Source organism: Marinobacter sp. MDS2, assembly GCF_030718085.1.
Taxonomy (GTDB): domain Bacteria; phylum Pseudomonadota; class Gammaproteobacteria; order Pseudomonadales; family Oleiphilaceae; genus Marinobacter.
Genome location: NZ_JAVAJF010000001.1, coordinates 2255845 through 2273063, shown reverse-complemented (window position 1 = coordinate 2273063; position 17219 = coordinate 2255845). Strand labels below are relative to the sequence as shown.

At 54.5% G+C, this 17219-nt stretch carries 12 protein-coding genes and 1 tRNA gene; 10 read left to right on the top strand and 3 right to left on the bottom strand.

The features are described 5' to 3' along the window. Nucleotides 1-4 precede the first annotated feature (4 nt). Nucleotides 5-1666: a glucose-6-phosphate isomerase gene (pgi, locus tag Q9245_RS10650; protein WP_305897111.1), complete on the top strand. Its 1662-nt coding sequence runs from the start codon at nucleotides 5-7 to the stop codon at nucleotides 1664-1666. On the opposite strand, the gene folK is transcribed toward pgi, so the two are convergent. Both folK and folB read right to left on the bottom strand, forming a co-directional pair. Then, nucleotides 1649-2164, bottom strand: a complete 516-nt coding sequence (gene folK / locus Q9245_RS10645; protein WP_305897110.1) for a 2-amino-4-hydroxy-6-hydroxymethyldihydropteridine diphosphokinase — start codon at nucleotides 2162-2164, stop codon at nucleotides 1649-1651. The two genes, pgi and folK, sit on opposite strands and share 18 nt — an antisense overlap. Beyond that, on the bottom strand, nucleotides 2164-2520 hold the full coding sequence (folB, locus tag Q9245_RS10640; RefSeq protein ID WP_305897109.1) for a dihydroneopterin aldolase: 357 nt from the start codon (nucleotides 2518-2520) through the stop codon (nucleotides 2164-2166). The genes folK and folB overlap by 1 nt, the downstream gene beginning before the upstream one ends. A 145-nt stretch (nucleotides 2521-2665) precedes the next feature. Between folB and plsY the strand changes: the two genes are divergently transcribed. Next, entirely contained in the window at nucleotides 2666-3259 is a 594-nt protein-coding gene (gene plsY, locus Q9245_RS10635; RefSeq protein WP_305897108.1) for a glycerol-3-phosphate 1-O-acyltransferase PlsY, read from the top strand. A gap of 5 nt (nucleotides 3260-3264) precedes the next feature. Here plsY and tsaD read toward each other — a convergent pair whose 3' ends face one another. Then, on the bottom strand, nucleotides 3265-4320 hold the full coding sequence (tsaD, locus tag Q9245_RS10630; RefSeq protein ID WP_305897107.1) for a tRNA (adenosine(37)-N6)-threonylcarbamoyltransferase complex transferase subunit TsaD: 1056 nt from the start codon (nucleotides 4318-4320) through the stop codon (nucleotides 3265-3267). 234 nt (nucleotides 4321-4554) lie between these two features. On the opposite strand from tsaD, the gene rpsU reads away from it, so the two are divergent. From rpsU to Q9245_RS10590, 8 genes are all read left to right on the top strand, one after another. Then, nucleotides 4555-4770 carry a 30S ribosomal protein S21 gene (gene rpsU, locus Q9245_RS10625; RefSeq protein WP_096278179.1) on the top strand — a complete coding sequence of 72 codons (216 nt, stop codon included), beginning with the start codon at nucleotides 4555-4557 and terminating at the stop codon, nucleotides 4768-4770. Nucleotides 4771-4922: 152 nt separating this feature from the next. Then, on the top strand, nucleotides 4923-6677 hold the full coding sequence (gene dnaG / locus Q9245_RS10620; protein WP_305897106.1) for a DNA primase: 1755 nt from the start codon (nucleotides 4923-4925) through the stop codon (nucleotides 6675-6677). Between the two features lie 118 nt (nucleotides 6678-6795). Next, on the top strand, nucleotides 6796-8637 hold the full coding sequence (rpoD, locus tag Q9245_RS10615; RefSeq protein WP_305897105.1) for an RNA polymerase sigma factor RpoD: 1842 nt from the start codon (nucleotides 6796-6798) through the stop codon (nucleotides 8635-8637). Nucleotides 8638-8699: 62 nt separating this feature from the next. Further along, nucleotides 8700-8776: transfer RNA gene (locus Q9245_RS10610), tRNA-Ile, on the top strand. A gap of 237 nt (nucleotides 8777-9013) precedes the next feature. Then, entirely contained in the window at nucleotides 9014-10156 is a 1143-nt protein-coding gene (locus tag Q9245_RS10605; protein ID WP_305897104.1) for a helix-turn-helix transcriptional regulator, read from the top strand. A gap of 171 nt (nucleotides 10157-10327) precedes the next feature. Further along, the gene (locus tag Q9245_RS10600; protein ID WP_305897103.1) at nucleotides 10328-12091 is read left to right on the top strand and encodes a hypothetical protein; all 1764 of its coding nucleotides are present in this window, start codon (nucleotides 10328-10330) and stop codon (nucleotides 12089-12091) included. Nucleotides 12092-12363: 272 nt separating this feature from the next. Continuing rightward, the gene (gene aupA, locus Q9245_RS10595) at nucleotides 12364-13701 is read left to right on the top strand and encodes an alkane uptake protein AupA (RefSeq protein WP_305897102.1); all 1338 of its coding nucleotides are present in this window, start codon (nucleotides 12364-12366) and stop codon (nucleotides 13699-13701) included. Nucleotides 13702-13714: 13 nt separating this feature from the next. Next, nucleotides 13715-17065, top strand: coding sequence for an Ig-like domain-containing protein (locus tag Q9245_RS10590; protein WP_305897101.1), 3351 nt, complete (start codon nucleotides 13715-13717; stop codon nucleotides 17063-17065). Nucleotides 17066-17219 lie beyond the last annotated feature (154 nt).

Below are 17219 nucleotides of genomic sequence, written 5' to 3'. Positions count from 1 at the left end.
TCTGATGCCACCCGCTTCGGCACCGCTGACCCAAAAATCCGAATGGCACGCACTTCTCCAGCACAAACAACAGCTGGAACAGGTACTGATGCGCGACCTGTTTCAATCGGACCCGCAACGCGCTGACCGATACCTGATAAAAGGTGCGGGGTTAACGCTGGATTTCTCCCGCAATTGCCTGACCGATGAGACACTGTCTGCCCTCGCCAACCTGGCCCATGCCTGTGGCTTGCCACAGCGTATTGCAGACCTGTTCACAGGGGCGAGGGTCAATCGCACCGAAAACCGGCCCGCACTGCACACCGCATTGCGCCAACCGCACGGTGCGTCGGTGTGGGTTGATGGCACCGACATCATGCCTGAGATTCACGCCACTCAGGCGCGCATGGAACAGCTCGACCGGGCAATTCGGAACGGCACCCAAACCGGCCATACCGGTCGTGCCTTTACCGATATTGTCAGCATCGGCATTGGAGGCTCCTTCCTTGGCCCCAAACTCGCCGTGGAAGCGCTCAAGCCCTATTGGCAGGGTAATCTCAAATGCCATTTCGTTGCCAATATCGATGGCACGGATATCGCTGAAACGCTGAGGTCGCTCAACCCCGAAACCACTTTGTTCCTGGTGCAATCGAAATCGTTTCGCACTCAGGAAACCCTCGATAACAGCCTGATTGCCCGAGAGTGGTTCCTCACTAACGGCGGCAATCAGGATGCCGTGGCCGATCATTTTATGGCCGTGACCGCCAACTCCGAGGAGGCGACTCGCTTTGGCATCCATTCAGACAACATCTTCCCGATGTGGGATTGGGTGGGCGGCCGCTACTCGCTCTGGTCGGCCATTGGTCTGCCCATCGCGCTGATGATCGGCATGCAGAACTTCCGTGCTCTGTTGGCCGGCGCCCATGCAATGGACTGCCATTTCAATGAAGCACCAACCGAGCAGAATCTGCCGGTGGTGATGGCACTACTGAGTGTCTGGTATAACAACTTCTGGGGCGCTCAAAGCCACGCGGTGCTGCCTTACGATGAGTATCTTAAGCACCTGCCCGAGCACCTGCAGCAGCTGGATATGGAAAGTAACGGCAAAAAGGTCACCCAAGACGGCAATCCGGTCGGCTGCGAGACCGGCCCGATTCTCTGGGGCGGTGTCGGTGCGAATGGCCAGCACGCTTACCACCAACTGATCCATCAAGGCACCCGTCTGGTGCCTGCCGACTTTGTGATTCCGCTGACCTCTCACAATCCGGTGGGCCATCATCACGCCACGCTGTTTGCTAACTGCCTGAGTCAGGCGCGAGCCATGATGGCTGGCAAAACAGAAGCGGAAGCCGTGGAGGAACTAACAAACGGCGGGCTGGATCTTAACGCCGCAAAGACTCTGGCGCCGCATAAAGCGATTCCAGGCAATAAACCCAGTAACATTCTGATGATGGAGAAGGTGACGCCAGCAACCCTTGGCGCACTCGTGGCGCTCTATGAACACCGAACCTTCGTGCAGAGTGTGATCTGGGATATTGATTGCTTTGACCAGTGGGGGGTCGAGCTTGGCAAGCAAATGGGCAACGAAATTCTGCCGCGCCTGATCAAGGATGGCGAGGCCGGTAGCGCCGGAGATAGCGCAACCGACAACTTGGTCACGTTGTTCCGTTCAGCTAACCGCCGCTGAAATCTGCCGGCCCTGCCAGCTAAAATCCACCGGCCAGAGCCTCTGGTCGGTGCTATAGTCTTGCCACAGATCGCGGTAACACCGCCCGTTTACAGGGTGCGTCTCGTTCGGCACGATATCCGCCAACGGTTTCAATACAAAGGCATTTTTCAGGATTTCCCCCCGGGGCAATTCCACGCCGGCAACAACACCGATTTCGTCGCCGTAGGTAAGGATATCCAAATCCAAGGTGCGCGGGCTGAACCGGGGAGCATCCGGGCGGCGGCCAAAATCCAGCTCCATCTGCTTTAACCGCTGCGACAACTCGGGCACGGGTAACTCCGTATGAAACCCCACCGCCAGATTCAGAAAATTGGAGCCTGAAAATCCCACCGGTTCACTCTCATACACCGGCGACACCGACAACTCGCCAAACATTTCCTGCAAGGCGTCCAGCGCGAGCCCCACATGCCGGTAGCGTTCAACATTGCTGCCGATCCCCAGAAGCACCCTCACCATCAGCGCTGACCTCGCTCGATCCGAACACCCACAGAGCTGGCCGCCGGGACGGCACCGGGTTTATTGATGGTCAGCCGCAACCAGCTCACACCAAAGTCCTGCTGCAGCATGGTGGCAACCGCTTCCGCGGCCGTCTCGAGCAATTGGGGCTGCAGTGCCTGAATGCACTGGCCGACCCTTTCACTCACGGCTGCGTAATCGAGGGCATCGGCAACATCATCGCTTGCGGCCGGCACCCGGTTGTCCCAGGCCATTTCCAGATCCACCAGCAGACGCTGGGTAATTTCCCTCTCCCAGTCGTATACTCCGATAACCGTTTCGACCGCCAAACCTTCCACTAACACCACATCTGCCAAACCAGACTCCCTAGGCTTACACTCTTGGCTGATTGAATATTAAACAGACAAGCGATACTGTGGCCCTTCGCCTGCTCGCCTGAATTTGGGGCAGCTATTTTCTCACAGAATACCCGATGCCGTCTGCGCGCCATGTGAAACACCTATGGAAACTGCTAGCCAACCGATCTTCATTGTTTTGCTCTGTTTTGGGGCCTATCTCGCCGGATCGGTGCTGTTTGCCATCCCGGTTTGCCGTGCATGGCGACTTCCAGACCCACGCGCTCAGGGCTCCAGCAATCCGGGGGCCACGAATGTGTTTCGCGCGGGAGGATGGCAACCGGCGCTCACCACCCTCGCCCTCGATGCCCTGAAAGGCTGGCTACCGGTTTGGCTGGCTAATCAGGCCGGCATGTCGATTATGGTGCAGGCCATCGTCGCTTTGAGCGCCGTGACCGGGCACATGATTCCGGTTTTTTTCCGATTCAAAGGCGGGAAAGGTGTCGCCACCGCGCTCGGTGCCGGATTGGCGCTCGCGCCGCTCACCACCCTGCTGATGGCCGCTGTTTGGCTTTTGGTGATTTGGCGTTCGCGGATCAGCGCATTGGCGTCGATCATAGCCATCGGCTCTGGCCCGATCATCAGCGCGATTCTGGAACCGGAAACCTTACCGCTGTTCGGCCTGCTGACATTGCTTATCGTGGTTCGCCACCGCAACAACCTGATCCGGCTGGCCCAGGGCCGGGAAACGGGGCTTTAGCGCTTTCAGTCCACCAGACCGTTAGCGCGGGGCTCGCTCACTGACGGCAAGGTATCCATAGGCCAGCGCGGCACCGAGACAATGCGTTCACCGTCTTTTTGCCCTTTTCTCAAACGCTGAGCGCCGGCATACGCGATCATGGCGCCGTTATCGGTACAGAATTCCGGGCGGGCATAGAACACCGAACCGCCCAGTTTTGCCGTCATTTTCTCAAGCCCGGCGCGCAACCGCTTATTCGCACTGACTCCACCGGCAATCACCAGGCGCTTACACCCGGTCTGCTCCAGTGCTCTGCGACATTTGATGGTCAGGGTATCAACCACCGCGGCCTCAAAAGCCAACGCGATGTCTGCTTTCACCTGTTCGTCAAATTCACCCGCATCCTTGGCGCCATTCACGGTATTCAGAGTGAACGTCTTCAAGCCGCTGAAACTGAAATCCAGTCCGGGGCGATCGGTCATCGGCCGGGGGAAGCGGTAACGTCCTTCCCGGCCGTGTTCCGCCAGCGCAGCCACTCGGGGGCCACCGGGGTAATCCAGACCCAACATTTTCGCGGCTTTATCGAAGGCTTCGCCAGCGGCGTCGTCCACTGACTCGCCCAGCATTTCATACTCACCAATGGCATCTACCCGAACCAATTGGGTGTGACCACCGGATACCAGCAGAGCCACAAAAGGAAAAGCCGGAGGATTGTCTTCCAGCATCGGGGCCAACAAATGCCCCTCCATGTGATGCACCCCCAGTACCGGAATATCCAACGCGTATCCCAGCGCATGAGCCACCGAGCCACCCACCATCAAGGCACCGACAAGACCAGGCCCCGCCGTGTAAGCAATTCCCTCTATGTCAGTTCGGGACTTGCCGGCGTCCGCCAACACCTGGTCACACAATGGCAGCAATTTGCGCACGTGGTCACGAGACGCCAGTTCCGGCACCACACCGCCATAGTCTGCGTGTACCTCCACCTGGCTAAACAGCGCATGGGCCAGCAGGCCCCGCTCATCATCCAGCAAGGCAACGCCAGTCTCATCACAAGAAGTTTCAATACCAAGAATCAGCATAAATCAGGGCCGTGTCTGCGGGGTTGGATCGATCGGCCATGATTTTATCAGAAAGCCGGTGGCTCCCGTCACTTTCGTTGAACAATGATTGACCTGAAGTGTCCGAGCCGTTATCATTGCCGCCCTTAATTATGCACTGGTCGAGTTATAACCAATCTGACCAGGGATCGAGCCGCGAGAATCTATTCCAGCGGAACAATTTGAAACCGAATCTATCAGGTAGGTGATTGTCGAATGCCAGCTGTTAAACTGAAAGAGAACGAACCGTTTGACGTAGCACTGCGTCGCTTCAAGCGTTCATGCGAAAAAGCCGGTGTACTTTCTGAAGTACGTCGTCGTGAGCACTACGAAAAGCCGACGGCTGTTCGTAAGCGCAAAGCTGCTGCTGCCGTTAAGCGTCATCTCAAGAAGCTTCAGCGTGAACAGCGTAAGTTCGAGCGTCTGTACTGAGTTCAGACCGCTTCGACAGCAAGACTGATTGCCGGAACGGCGTTTCGCCTTATCCGGCAAACTGAAAATGCCGCCGAGGCCTGGCTTCGGCGGCATTTTTGGCTATGGTGAATAACGTTTGTATCCGGCGCCCCGGATGAAGTGGAGCCACCATGAGCGGACTGATCCCTCAACGCTTTGTTGAAGACCTTCTGGATCGAATTGATCTGGGAGAACTGATTGGATCACGCATCACTCTCAAAAAAGCCGGCGGTAATTACAAAGCCTGCTGCCCATTTCATGACGAGAAAACGCCCTCGTTCAACGTTCGGCCCGACAAAGGCTTCTACCACTGCTTTGGCTGCGGCGCTCATGGCGATGCCATCAGCTTTATCCGCGAATTCGAAGGCCTTGGCTTTACCGAAGCGGTAGAAGAACTGGCGAAACGTGCCGGCATGGAAGTGCCGTACGACAAAGTCGCCAAACAGGAAATGCAGCAAGCCCGGACTCTGACCGACGCGCTGGATTTCGCTAGCAAGTTTTATCACTCGTCGCTAACCAGCCAACAAGGCGCGTACGCACGGGATTACCTGAAACAACGCGGTCTGGACGACGACATCATCGCACGTTACCAGATCGGCTTTGCACCGGGTAGCGGCACCGCCCTGTATGACGCGGCACCGAGAGATCTGAAAAAGCCCTTACTGGAAACCAAAACCGTTTCCGACAAGTACGGCAAACCAAGAGACCTGTTCCGCAACCGGGTGATGTTCCCGATCCGGAACACCCGCGGCAAAACCATCGCATTTGGTGGCCGCACACTGGGCGACGACAAAGCCAAGTACATCAACTCGCCGGAATCGGACGTATTCCATAAAAGCCGCGAGATTTACGGCCTGCACGAAGCCCGGCAAGCCACGCGCCAGCTGGACAAACTGCTGGTAGTAGAAGGCTACATGGATGTCATCGCACTGGCCCAGCACGGCATCGATTATGCCGTTGCAACACTGGGCACCGCGACCAATCAAGACAGTTTGACCGCCCTGCTCCGGCAAGTCCGGCATATTGTCTTTTGCTTTGACGGCGACCAAGCAGGCTTCCGAGCCGCTGATCGCGCCATGGAAAACGCACTGGAACTGATCGCCGACGGCCTGCATTTACAGTTCCTGATGCTACCCGAAGGCGAAGACCCGGACACGCTGGTCCGAAAGGAAGGCCCAGAAGCTTTCCAAAAACGAATTGAAGGCGCCACACCGCTCTCGCGTTTTTTGTTTGATCGCCAGAGCGAAGGCCTGGATCTTGAGCTTCCGGAACACCGGGGCGAACTCAGGGCCAGAGCCGAACAGCTGCTGAACAAAATGCCCCGCTGCACACTGCGGGATGCCATGTGGCACGAAATGTTGCGCTTATGCGGCGGCCGTAACCAGTGGCAGGGCCGCCAGCAGAGCGGCAAAAACTTCAAAGCCAAAGGCTGGCGCGGAGAACGACAGCCCCGCCCGACCGAAGAACGGGTGGATGTAAAACTCAGCAAAGACAGCACATTGTGCCTTGCTTTGCTGGAAGCGCCGGAGCTGGCCACTGAAATCAAGGCCCAGGCGGATAGCACCCGGCAACTGGATCAAGCCGGGCGATTTGCCCGCTGGCTCCTGGATAAAGATATTCAAACCCGCAAAGCACTGATTGCGGAGTTGGCAACAGACAAACAGGCCCGCGACCGGTTCTACAACCTGTTCGACGGACTGGAGCATATCCCGGCACGGGAGAGCACACTGGCAGCAGCCAGAGAGCTACTAAGCCCGAACGAAGAAGCCGCGCGCCAGCAAAGACTGGCAACACTGCTCCGGAACCTGGCCAAGCTCACCCCGGAACAACGGGAGGAGCTACGAACGCTCAGCGCGGGTACGTTAAACCCGAAAGCCGAGCATTGAGCACTTGAAACTAATGCCATTGATCACCATCTAACCGTTCATTGGCAGACCAGATAAGCGACAGCTATAATGGCTGTTTAACTTTTTTCCTCTTTAAAAGCGAGTTCACAGGGTGTCTATGTCAGGCAATTCGCAGAAATCACGTTTAAAAGACCTCATCGCTCGAGGCAAGGAACAAGGTTACCTGACTTACGCCGAGGTAAACGATCACCTGCCGGAAGACATTGCAGACCCGGATCAGGTTGAAGACATTATCCGGATGATCAACGACATGGGCATTCAGGTGTGCGAAGAAACACCTGACGCCGATACCTTGTTGATGACCGAAGGTGACTCCACAGCCGACGAAGCCGCTGCTGCCGAAGCTGCTGCCGCGCTGGCTGCCGTAGAAACCGACGCGGGCCGCACCACCGACCCGGTGCGCATGTACATGCGCGAAATGGGTACCGTAGAGCTGCTGACCCGCGAAGGCGAAATTGTTATCGCCAAGCGGATCGAAGAAGGCATCCGCGATGTTATGGCCGCGGTGGCGCATTTCCCGGGCACCGCCGGCACCGTTATTCAAGCTTACGACCGCATTATCGAGAACGAAGGCCGCATCAGCGACATCGTTACCGGCTTCCTTGACCCGGACGATGCCGAGCCGTTCATGGGCGAAGAGCCCGTCGAAGAAGCCAAAGTAGACACCAACGAGGCTGAAGACGCAGAGGACGAGGAAGAAGAGGAAAAGGAAAGCGGTCCGGATCCCGAAGAAACTCGCCTGCGCTTTGAACTGCTGAAAGAAAAACTGGAAGCGGCGAACGAAGCACTGGCCAAGCATGGCCGTGGCCACAAGAAAACCCAGGAAGCCCTGAACGAACTGGGCGCTGTGTTCGCGCCGTTCAAACTGGGCAACAAAGCATTTGATGAGCTGGTCAACGTTGTTCGCTCCACCAACGACATGGTGCGCGAGAACGAACGGACCATCATGCAAATCTGCATCCGCGAATGCAAAATGCCACGCAAGGATTTCATCAAAGAGTTCCCGGGCAACGAAGTAAACCTGGACTGGGCTCCGAAGATTGCCAAGAGCAAAAAGCCCTACGCAGCGGCTATTGCTGAGCGTCTGGATGAAATCGTCCGCCTGCAGAAGCGTATTCAGAACGTTCAAACCGAAGTGGATTTGGACGTCGTAGACATCAAAGAGATCAACCGCCGCGTTTCAATCGGCGAAGCCAAAGCCCGCCGCGCCAAGAAAGAAATGGTGGAAGCGAACTTGCGTCTGGTTATCTCCATCGCCAAGAAGTACACCAACCGTGGCTTGCAGTTCCTCGACCTGATCCAGGAAGGCAACATCGGCCTGATGAAAGCGGTCGATAAGTTTGAATACCGTCGTGGCTACAAGTTCTCGACCTATGCGACCTGGTGGATCCGCCAGGCCATCACCCGCTCTATTGCGGATCAGGCACGCACCATCCGTATTCCGGTGCATATGATCGAAACGATCAACAAACTGAACCGCATTTCACGCCAGATGCTGCAGGAAATGGGCCGCGAGCCTACGCCCGAAGAGTTGGGTGAGCGCATGGAAATGCCGGAAGAGAAGATCCGCAAGGTCTTGAAGATCGCCAAAGAGCCGATCTCCATGGAAACACCGATCGGGGATGATGAAGACAGCCATCTGGGCGATTTCATCGAAGACATTCAGGCGCTATCGCCGGTAGATTCCGCCACCGCGGAAGGCCTGCGTGAAGCCACCCGTTCTGTGCTATCCGGCTTGACCGCACGTGAATCGAAAGTCCTGCGCATGCGCTTCGGTATCGAAATGAACACCGACCACACCCTGGAGGAAGTGGGCAAACAGTTCGATGTTACCCGTGAGCGTATCCGTCAGATCGAAGCCAAGGCTCTGCGCAAGCTGCGCCATCCTTCCCGCTCCGATCACCTGCGCGGCTTTATCGACGACCAAGGCAACGCATAAAACCGAAAACACAGTAGCGGGCGCCAACCCTCACGGGTATAATGGCGCCCGCTTTTGTTATCGGGCCTATAGCTCAGTTGGTTAGAGCAGAGGACTCATAATCCTTTGGTCCCTGGTTCGAGTCCAGGTGGGCCCACCATAAGATTCAATAACTTAACCCGCCACGTTGCGGGTTTTGTTGTTTTTGGGCCACGGCAAGGGATACTCTTGGGACACCGCCCAACGATTAGACTCGAATCTCTCACAGCCTGCCTTACACCCGACGCAACTGTGTAAAAACAGGCCATATTGCCATTACCTCTTATAAACTAAATGATGTTCTTCTATAGTTTCCCTAGCGCCTCAAAGAAGTTGCGCTCCCCCAAAGGATAACTTGATGACATCGAAGGGAAATCACCCTAGTGATAGCTCTGGTTCGTTTCTTCGCAACGAGACCGATTTAATTCAATGCCTTTATGATTCATTAGAACACCAAGCGGGTTTTCACGGATTCCTTTCCATGCTCGTTGATGCTGTCAATGGATGTGCAGCACAGCTCTCTTTTATCCGCAGAACCCCAAGAGCTATTGAGCATATCTGGCATGCCGGTTTACCAGATGAATTCTTAACCTGGTATCTCGATAACAATATGATCGAGCACGATGCCGTCACCAATTACGCAGTCACTCAGGAAGCAGGTCTTTTCAACTCGGCTTTACCTCTTCTACACGATGGCCCGCCCGGTGATGACTACGGCCGTTGGGAATCTGACCAAGACATGCTTGATTCCGCCTGGCTGGTTGTCGAAGCCAACGATTCTCATATTACCTTGCTGACTGTTCAGCGTACGTATGCACAGGGCGCCTATCAGCCAGAAGAAATAGCGGCCATGAATCGCTTGGTGCCGTTCATTAAACAAACGGTCGTTTTGGCTAAAAAGATTCACCAACACCCAGAGGCCGCCCAAACCCTCAGCGGCATCGCTGAACTCATTACTGACCCTGCGTTCATCCTGAACAACCGGGGAACAATGGTCACTGCCAATCAGCGCGGTGAACAGCTTCTGGACCAGGAATCGTGCATCAACCTTCGGCATGGGCGTTTGTACTTTGGAACCGATCAGCTACGGAAATCCTTTTTTAAAGCAATGGCCCGGGCAGCAGCAACGGTATGCAGTGAAGACTCAGCTTTGCCGGAAACTCTGATCGTCAAGCGACACTCTCTTTCACCATTGGTCATGACCATCCGCCCTCTCGAACACAACGAAATACTCTCCGGTGGCGTTCTGGTCACCATCGTTGACCTCAAAGCACGGACACTCCCGACCGCCGACGAAATAGTGAAATACTTCCCGCTTTCGGCAGCAGAGGGGAAGCTTTGTGAAGGCCTAGTGGCAGGGTTGAGCCTGAAAAAAATAGCCGAACACCATCACAAAAGTGAAGCAACCGTCCGAAGCTATTTGAAACAGGTCTTTCAAAAAACAGGATTCAACCGTCAAGGTCAATTGATTAGCGCGATACTTTTATCAACCTTGCGTTGATCAACAGAACACCCTTTCGCGTCTTATCAAACCTATATAGCCCCGCCCGAAAACTCATTAGAGTCACCTTTAATTACCCTCATATGAGGGTGTTTTGCTTCAGGACACCTTGCGTAAGCTATTGATTGCCCGACCTTTGGATTAACGGATTTCCACCTGGAGCTGTAATCAATGACGACACTGACCCGCTTGTATAAGGCGCACTCACTCTTGGCCTTGCTGTTTCTAGCTTTAACTCTAGCCGCTTGCGGTGGTGGGGGCGGAGGTGGAAATGGAGACTCTTCCGCAGGGAGTTCAGGCACAGGAGCCAACGGCTATAATTGGCCAGATGACCCCAAAAACCTGCAAATTGAGATGACGGTTAAGTCTTCCACCAGCAGCGGAACGAATGTAGGCAAAATGGTTCTGTTTATGGCGCCGTCATCCACTGAAGCCTCAGGCTACGGCCCCGCCGGATTTAATACCCGTGACCGTCAAAGGTTCAGCGGTTCCGACTTTGACAGCTACAGCTGGAAGCCTAAGGGCAGCTCGCAGTATGAGATTACACTTAATTACGCCACTGGTGTAACAGACACTTTCTTACTTACAGCTCGCACAGCCGACTCAGGCACTTATGCGGCCACGACGAGCTCCGGCGGAGGAAACTCCGGCACTTACAAAATAATCGGCATGCCGCTGAGTGACGGCCCAATGATTACGCCGGGATCTGATCCAAAAATTGCAGCATTCCCGGACAAGCTGGATAAAGATCAGATTCTTAATAATCAGTTCGCAAGCAATACCAGCATTGATTGGTTTTATGACACCCAACCCGGAAACCCGAAATTCTACATGTTCAGCGCAACAGGCGCGGCAAACGGGGAAGACGGCATTTATTTAGGCCGGGTCAATTCTGCCGGTGAGATTATCGACCAAGTGAAGATCGACAATGCGGACCTTCAATCGACCGGGTTAAATAACGCTGATGCCAAGAACCTCTGGAGCAGTTCGGCACAAAAACCGTACAGCGCAGTGGAGGGAATGCAACGAATCCGCCATGACCAAGTGAGTGGAAAATATACGCTGAGTGGCGGCGGGCTTGGCTTTCGAAGCAACGGAACGGTCGCGATGTACACCGCAGACTCGTCCAGATTCCAAAAAGCAGACTCCCGAAACTTCGACCGAAAGAAATCCAGCTTTCTAGCAGAGGATATGATCTTCACCGCGACCGCTGGGAGTCTGACGCTTCAGGGGCCCAATGGTTGCTCCGCACCCATGGGTCCGGCTAACTCAAACCGGTACATGGCACTTAATTACAGTGGAGCAGGTTCAAGCTGGTGGGCGCGTATCGCCTCGGCTAAAGAAGAGGGAACGGTTATTGTTGGGGACGATGGCTATATCTATTCCTTCACGTTCAGTGGCAACGAAGGTCTGGTGAGCAAAATAGACTCAGAATGCAACATTGAGTGGGCTACTGAGCTACCCTCAGACGTTCTGCGTGATGGCAATGAGATCGTTGCGTCGAGTTTTTTCCGTAAGCTTGGCAACCAGCTTTACTTCAGTATCCACGACAATATCGTCACTGGCGCAGATTCCATCACCCGTTATAGCGTTTATCGCGTAGACACCAACAGCGGAAATGTCACCGCTCTTATTGATCAGCGCTGGCGTTATGGCCGGGACGTACGCTCTGACATTTTCGACCTAGCACTGGATACACAGGGCAGATTGCTGGTCGTGACCGCGAGTGCACTGCAGCGGCGTGATCCTGAAACATTTGAAGTGTTATGGTCTGTCGATGTTGAAGGCCCAGAAGGATTCCCAACTGAGCTTACCAGCAGCTCGGTTTCACTGGCGCCGCTAACCGCTTTGGATGATGGTTCCGTTGAAGTGGCTTCGTTGTATCTCATTAGTCCGGCCAAACTAACAGAACTTGATAAAGCAGTCGGTCTATAGCAAATCCGGGGCTAGCAATTGCTAGCCCCGAAAGCCCGCCCTGATACATTCCGCAACAAAACCACCACACACTTTCGCCCTTCTCATCTACACAGACCATGCGGTTACCTAGCATACTGTGCGTACGTGGTATTACAGACATAACATAGTGTCAAATATGCCAACGTCCTAAAGTGACAAGTGTCCTACACTGCAGCCTGACCAACCGTACCAGTATCCTTGCGCACTCGCCGGGGCTGTACACAACAACAAAGAGCGAACGGAGTGTATTAATGGTTCTTCCTTCCCGATTTTCTGTACGGGCAACGACCCTTGCTGTTGCAGCTGTATCCGCCACCCTTTCCATGTCAGCGAATGCCAGCATGGGCAACCTCGGCACCACCTACGGTGTGATGCCGATTGACGTTGCTACCGCTCAATCGCTGTCCATGTTTAACGACCAGGTTTCAGCAACTTACTACAACCCGGCATCCTTGACTCGCGATACCCGCGGTGAACTCACCTCCGGTATTCTGCACGCCGAGCAAGAGCTTCGTTCTGCCAACCCCAATGCGGATGGCGACGTTGTATCAAGCTCACCCAGTCAGCACGTACTGATCGGCATGAAGACCAACCTGGGCTCGCTGACCCGATTCAAGCACCCGATCTATCTTGGTTTCATTGCCGGTGTTGAGAAATACGGGAAGGAAATGCTGGCGTTCAAATCTGAAACTTCAGAAACCGGCCAGTATCTGCAAAACGGCAAAGAGCCTCTGTTCCTGAACGTTGGTGGTGCAACTCCGATCTGGCGCGGTATTTCTGCCGGCGCCTCGGTACGAATTACACTGGAAGCGGCTGCACAGCTGGATGCAGTGTCCACGCTGGGCGGCGAAACCAGCCGCGAGAAGTTGGCGGTCAACGCCGAACCAACCCTGAAAACCATTCTGGGCACCAACATCGACTTTGGCAGCACTTTCTGCGGAAAAGACGACTGCTTCCTCGATGGTTGGGAAGCGGCACTGACCTACCGCACCAAGTCCTCGGCCAAAACCTCCGTGGGCTCAAACATCGTTGTAACCCAAACCATCCCGGACCCAGGTCTTAGCCTGACGGTTGCAACCATTGATTCGTTCCAGCCGGAAACCATCGTTCTAGGCACTCAGTACGCCGGTGACGGTTGGCGCGTTGGCGGCAGTATCGAGCAACAGAACTGGTCGGAACTGGAAGACGAGTTCGCCAAAGACAGTATCAAGGACCAGGAGTCCGTATCCGCCGGCAACCGTATCGGCTTTGACGACATCCTCGTTCCACGAGTGGGCGCTGAGTACCAGCTGAACGAAAACTTTGCCGTTCGCGGTGGTATCGCCTATGAAGAATCTCCACTGAAAACCACTAAGAACCCGGAACTCAACTACCTGGATACCGACAAGATCATCGTCGGCCTGGGCGTGAGCGCCACTTATAACCGCACACGACTGCTGGCCTTCCCTGTTCGTTTGGACCTTGGCTACCAGTACCAACAACTACAAGAGCGGGACTTCACCTTGGTCGACTTTGACGGTAACGAAACCAACGTTACTGCCGACGGTGATATCCATGTAATCAGCGGCTCCATCACCCTGAAGTTCTGAGGAGAAGCAGGCCATGAAACAATTTAAAACATTAGCACTGATCCCCGCCATGCTGCTTGCAGCATGCGGCGGCAGTGACGAGCAAGAAATCAAGCAGAGCGTCAAAGATAGCAATCAGTCTGTGTCGCTGGTTTACTCCTATCCCATGGACGGCCAGGCGGATGTCAGCCCGAAAGCGGATATCGTACTTCGCTTTTCCCATGCCATTGCCGACGATGACACGACGCTTGCTCAGAAGATTCAGGTCGATTCGAGCGCAGGCAGCCCGGCCTTTACCGTTACCAAGATTGATGGCGGAAAAAGTCTCAAGCTGGAGATTGCTGAAGGGCAAACGCTCGCCAGCCGCGAAACCTACTCCATCACCTTCAACGAGCCTCTGCTGACCGAAAGCGGTCGTGAAATCAACACACCCAATGCGGTAGGCGAGCCGGGTATCCAGTTCGATACTCGCGGCGAATTCAGCGGCGTTGCTGAGTTGGCGCAAACCTCCGATGACTTTGCCGTAGCCTGGCAGGTACCGGCAAACGGCACTGCGTTCGAAGCCGCGAACTTCTCTACCTTCCGTCTCGCTTTGACCCACCCGGTTCACCCGGAATGGCAAAAGCACGGTGGCTCGATTGAGCTTCTCGATAAAAACGGTGCAGCTGTTCCAGCCACCGTGTTAGTAAAAGGCAACCGCGTCACCGTTGACCCGTGCGTCACCGAAGACCCGAAAGAATGCGGCAGCAAAGACGACATTCTGAATGCCGGCCAAGAATACACACTGAAGCTGAACAACCTCGCCAGCCTGACCAATGGCCCGGATGGGGCGCGTTTGAGCAAGTCGTTCAACTTCACTCCGCGAGCCACTGGCCCAACGGTGCTTCTGGAGCAAGAAGCTGTCACCTCTAATGGCGGCAACATTACCTCAATATTGAACGGTCAACCCATTAATGGTGTTGTACTGAACTCCGTGTTGCAGGGCGTTACCGACTCCTCCCAGCAGACCGGTTCATTGTTTGCTGAATTGGCTTACGCACCGTCGTTCGAAGCCGATGAAGCGCTACCTTTAAGGATTCCGAAAGGTAGCGTTCTGGAAAGCACCAGCCTCAACATCAAGGTTGGCGGCAAGGTCCAGGTACTGAACATTGATGACGGAAGCAACCAGGAAACCGGCACCATTAAGGTGACTATGTTATCTGATGCCTCCGGTTACATGAGCCCGAATGCTTATACCGACGACATCAACGCACCCCGTCATATCACTTTGTTTATGGATGTATCCATGAACACCGCTGAAGCCATGCCGAACGCTGGCTTATCCCAAGATCTGATGGGCGTAGAGTTGCGCGGTATTGCCCTTGTACAGGACGGTGTTCTGACAATCGATGCCATTGGCATGGTTGAACCAAACCTTCTGGGGCAGGAAGTCACTGACTCCACCATTGCGTTCCATCTGCAGGCTGCAACAGACGTAGACTCGGTGCTCGACGCTGAAGTGTTACGTGAGTCTGACAACACAGCTCCTCAGTTGCTGAGCTGGATGCCTGGTGCCGATAATGCTAATCCTAGCACCCGCCAGTCTATGCAACGCCCCGGGGATCCGGTGATCCTGTTTTTTGACGAACCTCTCGACCCTGCATCTATCGCAGGCGGTGTGACTCTGTTTGCGGACAATAGTCCGGTAGAAACCCTGCGCTCTAAGCTGGACGGAACAGCACTTGTACTGAACCCCAAAGGCGGGCTCGAACATGGTGTAGAGTACAGAGTGGAGGCGGATGGGCTTTCAGACCTAGCAGGTAATATTGCTTCAGTTCCTTCTTTGACGTTTGAATTGGACCCTATCGACTCCTCGGAGTCCCCGGTCACTCAACGACCGCCGCTGGCACTCACTACCTACCCGGGTTTCCCTTGTGAAACAGACTTCACAAACATGAACCTGGTTGCGGGTGACCTCGGCGAATGTTTCTCCATAAGGCAAGCCGGTCACGAGAAAGGAAACGCTAAAATTGAGGTCGATCTCTTGCCTGTCGACACCATGCCGTCTGACCGCCCGATTACTGTTGTTTTCTCTCAAACGATGGACGCTAAGACCATCAGCCTCGGAAAAGATGGTACGTTCATTGTTGAAAAAGTTACCGTCAACGAAAGCGGTAAACCAAATGAGAGTGAAATAGGCTCAGGAGAGATTGTTTCTGGCCGGCTTGAGCTCAACGAGCAACGTCTTCGTTTCTTCCCTGACCAGCCTTGGGAGCCAGGCAAATTCTACCGTTACACAATGCGTTCGGTAGCAAGTGAAGTAAACCAGCTTGAATTGAAATCAAATATTCTGGAAGGGCTCAATGCACCCGGGCGAGATGGTTTGACCATCTATTTTGAGGGCGCCGAAAAGCAGGATACAGTCTTCACGGCTCTTCGCAACTTCCCTGTTCGTGACACTAACTCAAACTTCATCATAGATTGTGCCGACAACTATGACGCTAGCTGCCTTGAGCCCTTTGAAGCGGCACACGAAGGCTTAGGTAACGACGTAGATGGCTGGGGACCGTCAGCAAACGCCACAAAGCTTGCCGTTATTGGAGGAAAGGCTACAGCTAAAATGTTTGATACCGGGTCAACGGGCATACCGCTCACGGATCCTGATGCTCGGGTAGGATGCCCTGCCGGTACCACTGGCAGCACCATTCTCAATCGCGGGGACGCCCATCCTGACTGTCCTCGCAAAAAGTTCATCTACCAGACTTACGCGCTGAACACCGAGGTCCTTGGGCCGGGTACTTACGACCCAACCCCGGAGCAGCCAAATAGTGGCGATGAAATCGAGGGGATCCGGGTTGACCTGTACCCAACGCTGCTTACCACCAGTTCCATTAGCGTTTTCACGCAACTTGAAGTTTTGGGCTTGCTACTACAAGAGGAGTCCATCACGAATACCCAGGTTTTGCGCATGCGCTATGCGAAGGACGATCCGTCGTGTGAAACAGACTGTAGTCGTAAATCTCTGATTCCTGGCGTAATCGCAAAAGGTGATAAAGGACAACCTGTATTTATCACTCAGGCAGAACTGTTAATCGATGCACCGGACATGGAAATTCCGATGGGTGGCACACACGACCTCTACGGTCGTGCATTTACCTTGGAGCTAGAAGGAGACATTACCTTTTTTGACGATGGCCGAATGCAAATTGAGCAAATCAACACCAATCGTGTGGGCACGGAGGGAGAGCTACTCGTTACAGCAGACGCGCTTGGAATTCCAAATGCCGGTCTAGCAACGATACGTTTACCTCTGGAGATCCCTGTAGGGGGCACGTACCTCAACTTCATCACCAACCCAGTAAAAGACCTGCCTGCGCAATACGAGCAACAAACCGCTCCTCAGTAAGCCGAAAGGTTCTTTTACAAGTCAGGCCAGCCCCTCGGGCTGGCCTTTTTTTTCTGCTGAAAACCCCTCACAAGCACCCTACCCCAATCTCTGGCAAACTAGGCTCTATTGCGAATAGGCCTGATCAGTTCAGGCAACATCCTATGATTGAGGG